Genomic DNA, 13630 nt, shown 5'->3' with positions numbered 1-13630 from the left:
CTTTTTCATCCCTTATTAACGGGCAAATTAGTTCAATTCATAATCAAAGGGGGGATCCCCCTTCGATTAGAATTGATCTTTCTTCTTATTCACTTTTAAACTCACCAATTAGCTCTTGTAATTCCTGAGAAAGCCAACTTAAAGAAGTCGCTAATTCTGCAATATCTTGTACTGATATTTCTTGCTCTTTCATGCTTTCTTCAACATTACTACTGCTGTTGGCATAAGTATTTGCAATATGTGATAATTCATTTACGACTTGAACAATATTCTGGCTATTTTGTAAAATGTCACTCGAATTACCAGAGACAGCTTTTACTTGATCTGTAACAGATTGCGCTGATTTTGAAATTTTTTCAAAGAAATCTCCACTACTTTGAACAAGTGAAATTCCAGTTTCTACTTCTTTTGAACCTTTTTGCATTGAAACTACAGCATCTTCTGTCTCAGCTTGTGTTTCACCAATTAATTTCGCTATATCTTTTGCAGACGCTTCAGTTTGTTCTGCTAATTTTCGTACTTCATCAGCAACAACTGCAAACCCTCTTCCAGCTGCTCCAGCACGTGAAGCCTCAATAGAAGCATTTAAAGCTAATAAATTTGTTTGATTTGAAATACCTGTAATTACAGTTACGATATCACTAATTTCTTTTGACCTTGTTTCTAACGAATAAATGATGGAAGATAAATCCTGTACTGCATTTTGGATTAAACTCATTTGATTAATAATTTGTCCAATCACTTCATTACCTTCAATTGAATGTTGCTCCATACCTTCAGAAGCAACCGCAACTTGTTTTGCAGCCCCAGTTATCTCTTCTACCTTATCTTCCATTCCATGTACAATTCCTAAACATTGTTGTACTGAAGTTTTTTGAGACTGTGCCCCTACTCTTAAACCTTCAATAGAACTTGCAATCTCTTGAACTGCCATACTGTTTTCCTCTGTACTCGCCGACAATTCTTGTGAAGAAGAAGAAACTTGCTCAGCAGTTTGCCTTACTTTATCTATAATCCCTTTAAATTTTTCAATCGTGTTATTGAAATAAACATTAATAATTCCAATATCATCTGGTCTTTCTTTTAATTTAATACTTAAATCACCTTCACCAATTTTACGTAATCCTTCTCGTAAATCTTTTAATGGAGCTAGCGAGTGACGCACGATAAAGAATTGAGTAATAGTCGCAATTGCTAATGAAATAATGATAAAGAGTAAGCCCTGTATCATAAACTTCTCTTTTGTAATAGGAACAATGGAAGCATCTAAGTCAGCCGCAATAATTGCAACAATATTGTTTTCTCCATCTGTAATTGGTTCTAATATTGTCACCCACGAACCTATTTCATCTTCATATACTTCTGTCATTTGGGCCTTTTTCGTATCAATGACCTTATCGTACGCCTTCATCCAATGAGCGGGTTGTTCATAATAATCTCCCGGCTTTATAGGGAATGCATTTGTTAACTCTGTAGTCAAACCAACGAGTTGTAATTCCCGCTTTTCATTCGGCTTTGCTCCTGTAACATACGTTTGTCCAACACTTTTCAATTCTTTTGACACTTCATCTAATTTCTCTGTTAACTTTTCTTTTTTCACTTTTTCGGCTGTAGGATCTTTCGCCATGTCTCTAACTAATTCTACATCCAATTTTTTCAACACTATTTCTCCTGTTTCAATAGACTGTCTTTCAAATAAAGACATCATACTATTTTGAAACATGTTGAAACTTAACGCGCCCATACTTCCAACAAGTGTCAAAATAACTAATACGGTTAATAAGACGTTCTTTTGAAGGAACGATAACTTATGCCAATATTTTTTCATTAATATCCACCTTCCTTAATGATTCTAAACAAAAAAACAAAATATATGAATATTTTGTTTAAAGATGTTTCTCAATATGTTCGAGAATAAAAAAAAGCCAATGTAAAAGCATTGGCCAAGACCAACCCTATCCGTCCGGTAACTGGCTAGCATAGCCTTTCGACCTTAGCTCCTGTAGTTTTGCGTCCTCATGTTTCCATCAGTTTGCCTTTCTCGCTGAACGAGTTGAACGATATGGGAGTTCTATGAGAATCATATATTCTCTATCAAAGGTTACAACATATAAATCAAAATGTCTACTTATTTAGAGATATAAATACAAATTTTTAACGAATTGCTTTTTCGAAATAATTTCAAAAAGTACGTGAATGTTACTTTTTTTGTGTTATATAATAAAAAATGTATAAATAACAAGGATTTCTTCGGGTATTTATTTAATTTTCATTCAAATTAAACTATTCGAATATATCTTAACTAATGAATTTCGGAGGTAGTTTATCATGTTTTGGCTACAATTTCTTACCTTGTTACTCTGTATTTTTATTGGTGCACGCCTAGGCGGAGTTGGTTTAGGAGTAATGGGTGGAGTTGGTATGGCAATACTCGTTTTTGTCTTCCACTTACAACCGACCGCGCCTCCTATCGATGTAATGCTTATGATTTTGGCAGTAATTACAGCCGCTGGTGCTTTGCAAGCTGCTGGAGGAATGGACTATCTTGTTCACCTAGCTGAAAAAGCATTACGAAAAAATCCAAAGCGTATTACTTTTTTTGCTCCAATTGTTACTTATTTATTCACACTATGTGCAGGTACTGGTCACGTTGCCTATTCTGTACTTCCTGTTATTGCAGAAGTCTCTCGTGAATCAGGGGTTAGACCGGAACGCCCAATGTCGATTGCCGTAATCGCTTCTCAACAAGCAATTACAGCTAGCCCAATTTCAGCTGCCACAGTTGCTCTTTTAGCAATGTTAGCTGACTATAAAATCACTTTATTAGATATTTTAAAAGTGAGTATTCCTTCTACTTTCATTGCTTGTATGTTAGCAGCATTCGTTGCTAGTAAGATGGGAAAAGAATTAAATGAAGACCCTGAATACTTAAAACGATTAAAAGAAGGAATGATTCCTAAGCTTGAAGAGAAAAAAGAATTTGTAGGTGTAAAGGGCGCCAAATTATCAGTTATCCTTTTCCTTGTAGGAACCTTCCTTGTTGTACTTCTTGGTTCATTTGAAGCACTTCGTCCAGGATGGATAGTTGATGGGAAGTTAGCCCGTCTTTCCATGCCGAACACAATTGAGATGGTTATGTTAACTATCGCGGCTCTTATTATTATTTTCTGTAAACCAAATGTAGAAAGCATTGTATCTGGTAACGTCTTTAAAGCAGGAGCAACAGCAGTTGTTGCTATTTTCGGTATCGCTTGGATGGGAGATACTTTCTTTAATGGAAACTTAAATATGATTCAAGGATCTATTCAGCATTTAGTAACAAGTGCACCTTGGCTATTTGCCATCGCACTATTCATTCTATCTATTTTACTGTACAGCCAAGCAGCAACAGTACGTGCCTTAATGCCACTTGGACTATCCCTTGGTATTCCACCAGCACTACTGATTGCGATGTTCCCTGCAGTAAACGGATATTTCTTCATTCCAAACTACGGGACAATCGTTGCTGCCATTAACTTTGACCGTACTGGTACAACAGGTATCGGTAAATACGTATTAAATCATAGCTTTATGATTCCAGGCTTAATTGCAACATTTACTTCTATCGGAATTGGAATGCTTTTAATTTCTATTATGTTTTAAAGAAAAAGCACAAACCCTTATTTAAAAAGGTTTGTGCTTTTTTAATCAAATGTTTGTTTAAATTTTTTGGGCAGTCTACTTCTCGATGTAGCACTTAAAATACTACATGTCCTTTTCTACAAACTTCTCTTTACTTCTTCAGCTAATTTTCTCGTACTTTCATACGCAGATTCAGCTAAACTAATTGCTGAAATAACTGAAACACCGTCCGCACCCGCTTCTATAACTGCCGCTGTATTTTCAATTGTAATCCCACCAATACCAACGATTGGCACTGTAATTCCTTGTTCTCTAAAATAAGCTAATCCTTTCGTTCCTTGAACCGCTTTCGTATCTTTTTTCGTACTCGTTGGGAAAATAGGTCCAACACCTAAATAATCTGCTCCGTTTTCGATGGCAAAGCGTGCTTCTTCAATTGTATGAGCAGATACGCCGATAATTTTATCTCCCATTTTTTCACGAACAGATGTAATCCCTTCATCATTTTGTCCTACATGAACACCATCTGCATCTAATTCAATGGCTAATTCTACATCATCATTTACAATGAAAGGAACACTATATTCCTTACAAAGCGTCTGCAATTCTTTTGCAAAGCGCACTCTATCTCCTCCGATTAAAGAACCTTCCCCCTTCTCGCGAAACTGAAAAAGTGTCACTCCACCATCTAACGCTTCTTTCAATACAGCTAAAGGATCCCTCGTGCAGTTATTACTTCCCATAATAAAATACACTTGTAATAACTTAGACATTTTCTTTGTTTCAATGCGCATCGTATGTTTCATCCCCCTTACTCTAACTCCTCAATCTTCCCATACTTCTCAATATCAGCTGAAGTTGTATTCGCTAATTGATTTAAAAATTCAATTTGGAAACTACCTGGCCCTTTTTCTACTGTTTTAACAGCTGCCAGTTCCGCAGCTACACCATAAAACGTTAATGCGGCTACTACTGCTTTTACATAATCTTTTTCTACTGCTACAAATGCTCCTATTACCGAAGTTAGTAAACACCCTGTTCCCGTAACCTTTGTTAAAATAGGATGACCATTTCGAATAAGAACAGTTCGCTCTCCATCTGTAACAACATCTTCTTTTCCAGTAATGACAGCAACTGTATTTAGTTCATCTGCTGCCTGCCTTGCAATACTTACAACATTGCCATTTCCAGTACCAGCGTCTACCCCTTTAATTTCCCATTTCTCATTAATAACGTTTGCTATTTCAGCCGCATTGCCGCGGATAATTGCTAAATCTATTTCGGCTGGAATATGTCTCGCAACTTCTGTTCGATACGAAGTTGCTCCTGCACCAACTGGATCAAATAGTACTGGCACATTGTTCACATTTGCTGATTTACCAGCAAGTAACATCGCTTCTACTTCCTCAGGACGAAGTGTTCCCATATTTAATACTAACGCTCCAGCAATGTTAGCCATTTCTGCTACTTCTTCTTTTGCATACGCCATTACAGGCGATGCCCCAAGTGCCAACAAACCGTTAGCAGTAAAATTTGTTACAACAACATTTGTAATATTATGAACGAGCGGATTAGATTCTCTCACCAAATCCACTACTTTACTAATTTCTTTCATATTCATCCTTTTCATCTCCTAACTATAATGATGGGAGATACACAAAAAGGCACTTCGCGCGTACGCAAAGTGCCTGAACATGTGCTTTTACACTCTCCCTACGCTGGCATTATCCAACAGGTTCAAATGGTCAATGACGGACTAGTAGCCATACTCTCAGTTTGTATCCACAAACTCCCATGTGTTTCTTATTCATCTACTTCAAAGTCTACTCTTATTCTAGTAAAATAACAAGTTCTTTACTTTTCTATATAAAGTGAAACTTTAATCAGTGAGGATTTTGTTCATTCCACTAAAAACAGCTCAAATATGAAGCGAAACTGAATCTCAAGAAGATGTATGCTATATTTAACTTATGGAAATTTGAAAGGATGTTTTTAATATGTCAAAAAGCGTTGTAATCGCTGAAAAGCCTTCCGTTGCACGAGATATTGCTCGTGTACTGAAGTGTGATAAAAAAGGAAACGGCTATCTTGAGGGTAGTAAATATATTGTAACTTGGGCTTTAGGTCATCTCGTTACATTAGCAGATCCAGAAAGCTATGATGTGAAATATAAACAGTGGAATTTAGAAGATTTACCGATGCTACCAGAGCGTTTGAAATTAACGGTTATTAAACAAACTGGTAAACAGTTTAATGCTGTAAAGAGTCAGCTACTTAGAAAAGATGTAAATGAAATTATTGTAGCAACAGACGCTGGACGTGAAGGGGAATTAGTCGCACGCTGGATCATCGATAAAGTTAAGCTAAACAAACAAATCAAACGTTTATGGATTTCTTCTGTAACCGATAAAGCAATTAAAGATGGTTTTGCAAATTTAAAACCAGGTAAAGCCTATGACAATTTATACGCTTCAGCAGTTGCACGTTCAGAAGCTGACTGGTATATCGGTCTTAATGCAACTCGCGCTTTAACGACTCGCTTTAATGCTCAGTTAAATTGCGGTCGTGTACAAACGCCTACTGTCGCTATGATTGCTAGTCGTGAAGATGAAATCAAGAACTTCAAAGCACAAACTTACTATGGCATCGAAGCTCAAACGATGGAGAAACTCAAACTTACTTGGCAAGATGCAAATGGCAATAGCCGTAGTTTTAATAAAGAAAAAATTGATGGTATTGTAAAAGGTTTAGATAAACAACATGCTACTGTTGTGGAAATTGATAAAAAACAGAAGAAGTCATTCTCTCCTGGTCTTTACGATTTAACTGAATTACAACGTGATGCAAATAAAAAGTTCGGTTACTCTGCGAAAGAAACATTAAACATTATGCAGAAGTTATATGAACAACATAAAGTGCTAACGTACCCTCGTACAGATTCACGCTACATTTCATCTGATATCGTTGAAACACTTCCAGAACGTTTAAAAGCATGTGGCGTTGGAGAGTACCGTCCTTTAGCACATAAAGTATTACAAAAGCCTATCAAGGCTAATAAATTATTTGTTGATGATAGTAAAGTAAGCGATCATCATGCGATTATTCCAACAGAAGGATACGTTAACTTCTCAGCATTCACAGATAAAGAACGTAAAATTTATGATTTAGTTGTGAAACGTTTCTTAGCTGTTTTATTCCCAGCATTCGAATACGAGCAACTAACATTACGTACCAAAGTTGGTAGTGAAACGTTCATTGCACGCGGAAAAACAATTTTACATGCTGGTTGGAAGGAAGTATACGAAAATCGATTTGAAGACGATGATGTAACTGATGACGTAAAAGAGCAGCTTCTACCCCACATCGAAAAGGGCGATACATTAACTGTAAAGTTAATTATGCAAACATCAGGTCAAACGAAAGCACCTGCACGCTTTAATGAAGCAACTTTACTTTCAGCAATGGAGAATCCTACAAAATATATGGATACGCAAAATAAACAACTTGCTGATACGTTAAAATCGACTGGTGGATTAGGTACTGTAGCGACACGTGCAGATATTATCGACAAACTTTTCAACTCTTTCTTAATTGAAAAACGTGGTAAAGATATTCACATTACATCAAAAGGTCGTCAATTACTTGATTTAGTACCAGAAGAGTTAAAATCCCCTACACTAACTGGTGAATGGGAACAAAAACTTGAGGCTATCGCAAAAGGTAAGCTGAAAAAAGAAGTATTCATTTCTGAAATGAAGAACTATACGAAAGAAATTGTTTCTGAAATTAAATCGAGTGATAAAAAATATAAACATGACAACATTTCAACGAAGTCTTGTCCAGACTGCGGTAAACCAATGCTAGAAGTAAACGGCAAAAAGGGAAAAATGCTCGTATGCCAAGATCGTGAATGTGGTCATCGTAAAAATGTATCTCGTACAACAAACGCTCGCTGTCCGCAATGTAAGAAGAAACTAGAATTACGTGGTGAAGGTGCAGGTCAAATCTTTGCATGTAAATGTGGCTATCGCGAGAAATTATCAACATTCCAAGAGCGACGTAAAAAAGAATCTGGAAACAAAGCTGATAAACGTGACGTTCAAAAATATATGAAACAACAGAAAAAAGAAGAAGAACCATTAAACAACCCGTTCGCAGACGCATTAAAAAAACTAAAGTTCGATTAAACAAAAAGGTTCCTACCGCTCTCGGTAGGAACCTTTTCTTAATGAATGATTTTACTTCCTTTTGCATTCTCAACAAATTTTTCACTTGATTTGTTAATTGGTGTTTTCAGTAATAACGCAGCAACAATCATAACTACTACGAAAACACTTAACACAAGTAAATCTCGTGTTACGATATCCCAAAGCATTCCGCCAACTGTTTCACGAATTGCACTAATTGCATACGTGAACGGTAAGAACGGATAAATTGCTTGGAAGAACGCTGGTGTCATTTGAATTGGGAATGTTCCGCCCGATCCTGCTACTTGCAGTACAAGTAAAATGATCGCCATCGATTTCCCAACGTTTCCGAAAATAGAAACGAGTGAGTATACGATACAAACGAAGACTCCACCAATAAATAAACTAAATAACACAAACCAGAACTTATCGACTACGTACGTACCGAGTAAGAATATATCTCCCATCGATACGATAAACGCTTGTGAAAGACCTATCGTTAAGAATGTTAATAAACGTCCGAAGTAAATTTCATGGCTCTTATAATTCGCGCCCTCTTCGTGTACTTCTACCGTTAATAATGAAACCATTAATAATGCGCCTACCCATAATGCAAGCACTGTATAGAATGGTGACATCGCTGAACCGTAGTTCGGCATCGCAAATAATTTATTTTCTTTTAAATTTACTGGATTCGCAAAGTAATCACTTTGCTTCTCAACATCGTTTTTCAATAAGCGTATGATGTCTTTTAAATCCTCTTCAGATTCAAAATCACGAATTTTATTTGCTAAATCTTTAATCTTTTTCTCAGTCTCCGGCATTTCAGCTTTAATGTCTACTAATTTCTTTCTACCGTCTACCAAGCCTTTTGATGAATCTTCTAGTAACTTTTTAACATCTGGAAGCTTTTTGTCTGCATCGTTTAAAATTTGAGTTGTATTTTTCGACATCTCTTTTGTACGAGCAATTGCTGTATTGAAGTTAGGTACAATCTCTGAATCATACGTCGATAATACATCTGTTAATTGAGCTGATCCGCCCTTCGCAGCATTGTTAATACTTTCAATTACATCTTTTGTAGGTTTCTGTCCATTGTTAAGAAGTGTAATCCCCTTATTCGTTGCATCTACACCTTTTTGCAGACTACTTTTCGCTTTATTTAATTTTGCGATTCCATTATTAAGGTTTTTATCACTATTTACATCCGCTAAAACCTTATTTGTACTTTCTAGAACTGGAATCATATCATCAATTAAACCGATTCCAGATTGGAATTGACCATTTAAGCTTTTCAAGGCTTCCTTCGAACCTTCTAAACCATTAATACCTTTGTTTTGTACATCCTCTAGTGCTTTTTGGACACTAGATTTAGTACTTTCTAGACCATTTTTCGCTTTATCATAATCAGCTTTTGCATTATCGTATATTTCATTCGCATTAGCTTTAGCTTGATCTACTGTGCTAACTGCTTTTTTATAATCTGCTACAAACGTTTCATTATAATCTTTTTCAGCTTGATCAATTAATGCATTTGCTGCATCTAATTTTTGATTTGCTACATCTGTTACATCTTTCTTTACTTCTTGTCCTGTACCGATAACATTTACAATATCTTTAATACCGTTGTTTGCATTTTCCATACCACTTTTCAGCTTAGTTAGGCGATCCACTCGCCCTTGGAAAAAGCTTTTTCCAAAATCAGTCGTCGCTGAGTTTTGAAGTTCAGTAAATACATTAATAAGATACGAAATACCTTCTGTACGAGCTTGCAATTGATTTGATACTGCATTTAAATCTTTCTTTGCTTGTTCTGGATCAAACTGACCATTTTGCAATCCATTTAAAACACTTTTCCCATAAGCTGTTCCTGCACGTGATGAGCTTAAAACATTATTTACTGTTTGATTAATATTTTGCGCTATACTTTTATATCCGTCATTATTCAACTTAGAAAGGTCCGGTCTTGCAGGGAATTCAGGTAATCCATTCATTCCAGAGAAATCAGGAATATTTAAATCCACACCTGGATTCATTAAAAAGTTAGTAAATACAGCTGCACTATCCATAACGCCTTTTGCTACTACTAAATCATTTCTTATCGTTCCTGGAGCGTTTTTTAATGTTTGATCTTGTCTTGCAAAGAACTTATCTAAATTCGCCAATGCTTCCTGCCCATCATTTATTACACTCTCTACAACAGGTAAATCTTTTTGCGCCACTTTCACAATATCTTCTGCTCGAGTCGCATCATCTAACGCCTTATCCATGAGTGTATTCATTTCTGGGAACTGCGCTTCTAACTTAAATACAAGATCTTTTACTTTTTCGATACTTGGTAAGTTTGTTTCTAAATCGATTCCAAGGTCATTGAAAATTTTAAAAATCTCACCGTTTGCTGTTTTAACAAAGTTTTTACTAATTTCTTCTGTAATACCTGATGCACCTTTTGCTGTAATCTTCGGTGCGATCGCGTTTACTTTTTCATTCACATAGTAATCCAGTTCTGGTTTTTTCGGATTTTCATCCAGAACAGTTGCGATTTTTTCAGAGAAGTCTTTTGGAATCGTAATACTTGCATAATAATCCCCACGCTCAACTCCGTAAATTGCTTGTTTTTCATCTACAAATTTCCAGCCAAGATTTTTGTTTTTCTTAAGGGAGTCTACAATCTCTTTCCCGATATTAATATCTTTCCCTCTTAAATTAGAACCTGCATCTTGGTTAGAAACTGCAATGGGAACCTCTTTTGTATTTCCATACGGATCCCAAGAAGCTTTAATGTTAAACCATGCATATAACGATGGTAAAATCATTAATCCTAAAACAATAACAATTGCAGCCCAATGTTTGGCTACATTCCGTAAATCTGTCTTATAAATACGCCAAATCTGTTTCATAGAAGTTATCACCTAATTATATATTTTTCCTTCTTTAGAAAATGATACATGCATTTTGCAATTATATCACTTTCTACATCGTGTATTAACCAAAAACGTACTATTTTTTCCCATTAACTTTCACTTACTTCATTATATAACGAAGTGAGTCAAAGTATGAATACAAAATGACCAAATCGGTTTTACATTCAATAATAACAAATATATATGAAATGTCATAAAAAATACAAGTATTTTCTCTTGGAAATACTTGTATTCCTAAAAAAATCCTCACAGCTTTTATTCTCTGTGAGGATTTCTTCTATTATATATCCAATTGAACCTCTACACCGAAATGATCTGAAATTACATTTCTGTTTGTACCATTAAAAATAACTTTTGAAGAATGAACTTTTTTACTTTGGTTACACAATATTAGATCGATTCGCAAATTATGTTTATTTTCATCCCAACCAGCAATCTCGCCTTGGACAGTCGTTCCTTCATCCTTCTCTATTGCTAATTCATATGTGTCATACAACCCTTTTTGCATCATATACTCATAACCTTCGCCTTCCAAGCGAGCATTGTTATTAAAATCCCCCATTAAGAAGGCGAGCTTATTGCTATCTACACGCTCCATCAAACGATCGAATTGACCTTTGAATGACTCTTCTTCATCATTCCACCAACCGAGATGGCAAGAGTAAAACGTTATATCCTTACCATTATAAGCAATTGTTGTACTTACAATTTTACGCGTTTTCCAATACGTTGTATCCTCGTTTTCTGAAATAAAGAACGTATCTTCTTTTATAATATTATGCTTCGTTATAATCGCTAATCCTTCTTCGTACACGTCATAACCAATATGAGAGAAATCCCAAGTAATATTGTAATCTTTTACATGTAGCGCTTTTAACTCTTCTAATAGTAAAAGTCCAAAATTATCTTTTTTCTTGTTACCGCATACATTTTCAGCTTGTATGGACTGACTTACTTCTTGTAATGCGATGACATCGTACTCTTCTTCTTGAATTACTTTAGCAAGGTATTGTATCTTTTCTATTTGATTCTCTTCTTGCCAAGAATGACAGTTTAAAGTTAGCAATTTCATATTATTACGCACCTAACATATCTTGAATGTCTGACTTTAATACGTCAGCTTTCGGACCATATACCGCTTGTACACCTTTATCTTTTACAATAAGCCCTAAAGCACCATTTTGTTTCCACTGTGCTTCTGGTGCAACAACATCTAAGTCTTTTACTGTTACACGTAAGCGTGTCATACAAGCATCTACGTCAGCAATATTTTCTTTTCCACCTAATAAATCGATAACTTTTGTTGCTAATGAACCATCTTGTACATTTCCTGTTCCTTCTGATGCCTCATCTTCATTATCAATATAGTTACCTGCACGCCCTGGTGTTGGTAAGTTGAATTTTTTAATTAAGAAATTAAATAGTGTAAAGTTAAGACCGAAGAACACTAATGAAACAATAACAAAGTTGATTAGGTCTCTTGTTAAACCTGCGTTAACCATCATTGGTGTACGAGTAATTAACTCAATAAATCCAAATGCATGAACACGTAAGTTAATTAAATCAGCTAGTGCGAATGCAAGTCCTGTTGTAATAGCATATACAACATATAATACTGGAGCAATAAACATGAACATGAATTCAATTGGTTCTGTTACACCTGTTAAGAATACTGCTAATGCTGCTGATAAAAACATTGGTTTATATTTTGCACGCTTTTCTTTATCAACGTTACGGAACATCGCAAATGCAATCCCCATTAACGCTGCTGTTGAGCCGATAACTTGTCCAGCTTTGAAACGAGCTGGTACAACGTTATTTAATAAATCGTTATATGCCTTCGTATCTCCATTTGCTAATAAATTATTTAAATCTGTAATCCATGCAAGCCATAATGGATCTTGTCCTGCTACAACTTGTCCAACTTTTGAACCAGTTAGCATCGTATATGTTCCGCCTAGCTCTGTATAGTTCATCGGAATCGTTAACATATGGTGTAAACCAAATGGTAATAATAAACGCTCTAACGTTCCATATACAAACGGTGCAACAACTGGTGCACTATCTTTTGAAGCTGCAATCCAGCGACCAAATTCATTTAACCCACTTTGGATGAATGGCCATAGAAGTGATAATACAATCGCAGTAACTGTAGACCAAAGAATTACAACGAATGGTACAAATCGTTTTCCATTAAAGAATGCTAATGCCTGTGGCAGTTTATTATAGTTATAATATTTGTTATATAAAGTAGCTCCTAAGAAACCTGTGATGATCCCTACGAACACTCCCATGTTTAATGCAGGTGCACCAAGTACAGAAGTAAAGTAATCTTTTACAATTAAATCTCCCGCTATTACTGAAGAAACTTTCGCTTTTGAATCCGCTAACATTTCAGCGTTTACCCCAAATATAGCTCCTGTAATTCGGTTTGTTAAGACGAATGCTAATAGCGCTGCAAATGCACCACCCGCGCGATCTTTCGCCCAAGATCCCCCAATTGCTACTGCGAATAAGATGTGTAGATTTGTAATGATTGCCCAACCGATGTCTTCCATTACGCGAGCGATTGTATGAACTGCGTTAACATCCCCAGCAGACATACCAATTAACTTACCGATGGAAATCATTAAACCAGCTGCTGGCATTACGGCTACAACAACTAATAAAGCTTTCCCAAACTTTTGCCAAAAATCAAAAGACGTAATTTTCATCTGTTCTTCCTCCCCTTTATTTATAACAACATAATGATTTAAATTATAATTTCTGTTCCCTTTATGAAAACGATTCCTTATGTTACTTTATTTTTATCTTTACGCAACCGTTTTCATAAATCTATTTTAATAAAAGCGTTTTCACTTTGCAATAGAAATTTATTTTTTTTCATAAAAAAAGATG

General features: G+C 35.6%; 8 protein-coding genes and 2 riboswitches. Of the genes, 2 read left to right on the top strand and 6 right to left on the bottom strand.

Annotation, left to right across the window (positions count from 1 at the left end):
- Positions 1-85: 85 nt before the first annotated feature.
- Positions 86-1828, bottom strand: a complete 1743-nt coding sequence (locus BCG9842_RS02055) for a methyl-accepting chemotaxis protein (protein ID WP_000761081.1) — start codon at positions 1826-1828, stop codon at positions 86-88.
- A gap of 134 nt (positions 1829-1962) precedes the next feature.
- A riboswitch (cyclic di-GMP riboswitch) is annotated at positions 1963-2047 on the bottom strand.
- Between the two features lie 281 nt (positions 2048-2328).
- Here BCG9842_RS02055 and BCG9842_RS02050 point away from each other — a divergent pair.
- Positions 2329-3642, top strand: coding sequence for an anaerobic C4-dicarboxylate transporter family protein (locus BCG9842_RS02050; RefSeq protein ID WP_000498722.1), 1314 nt, complete (start codon positions 2329-2331; stop codon positions 3640-3642).
- Between the two features lie 116 nt (positions 3643-3758).
- Here BCG9842_RS02050 and thiE read toward each other — a convergent pair whose 3' ends face one another.
- Both thiE and thiM read right to left on the bottom strand, forming a co-directional pair.
- Complete coding sequence (gene thiE, locus BCG9842_RS02045; RefSeq protein WP_003255464.1) at positions 3759-4427, bottom strand: thiamine phosphate synthase; 669 nt, start codon at positions 4425-4427, stop codon at positions 3759-3761.
- 5 nt (positions 4428-4432) lie between these two features.
- A complete protein-coding gene (gene thiM / locus BCG9842_RS02040; protein WP_001056086.1) occupies positions 4433-5242 on the bottom strand; it encodes a hydroxyethylthiazole kinase in 810 nt (269 codons plus the stop codon).
- Positions 5243-5314: 72 nt separating this feature from the next.
- Positions 5315-5427, bottom strand: a riboswitch (TPP riboswitch).
- Between the two features lie 191 nt (positions 5428-5618).
- Between thiM and topB the strand changes: the two genes are divergently transcribed.
- Positions 5619-7808 carry a DNA topoisomerase III gene (gene topB / locus BCG9842_RS02035; protein WP_000047321.1) on the top strand — a complete coding sequence of 730 codons (2190 nt, stop codon included), beginning with the start codon at positions 5619-5621 and terminating at the stop codon, positions 7806-7808.
- Positions 7809-7846: 38 nt separating this feature from the next.
- Here the strand turns inward: topB and BCG9842_RS02030 are convergent, their stop codons facing one another.
- The 3 genes from BCG9842_RS02030 to BCG9842_RS02020 all read right to left on the bottom strand — a co-directional run bounded on the left by BCG9842_RS02030 (position 7847) and on the right by BCG9842_RS02020 (position 13446).
- Positions 7847-10708, bottom strand: coding sequence for a YhgE/Pip domain-containing protein (locus tag BCG9842_RS02030; protein WP_000810075.1), 2862 nt, complete (start codon positions 10706-10708; stop codon positions 7847-7849).
- Positions 10709-11012: 304 nt separating this feature from the next.
- Complete coding sequence (locus BCG9842_RS02025) at positions 11013-11804, bottom strand: endonuclease/exonuclease/phosphatase family protein (RefSeq protein ID WP_000771994.1); 792 nt, start codon at positions 11802-11804, stop codon at positions 11013-11015.
- 4 nt (positions 11805-11808) lie between these two features.
- A complete protein-coding gene (locus BCG9842_RS02020; protein ID WP_000705560.1) occupies positions 11809-13446 on the bottom strand; it encodes a PTS transporter subunit IIBC in 1638 nt (545 codons plus the stop codon).
- Positions 13447-13630: the final 184 nt, after the last annotated feature.

This window comes from Bacillus cereus G9842 (assembly GCF_000021305.1).
Taxonomy (GTDB): Bacteria; Bacillota; Bacilli; order Bacillales; family Bacillaceae_G; genus Bacillus_A; species Bacillus_A thuringiensis_S.
Note: the sequence above shows the minus strand (reverse complement) of the source record. Positions and strands in the feature narration are given on the sequence as shown.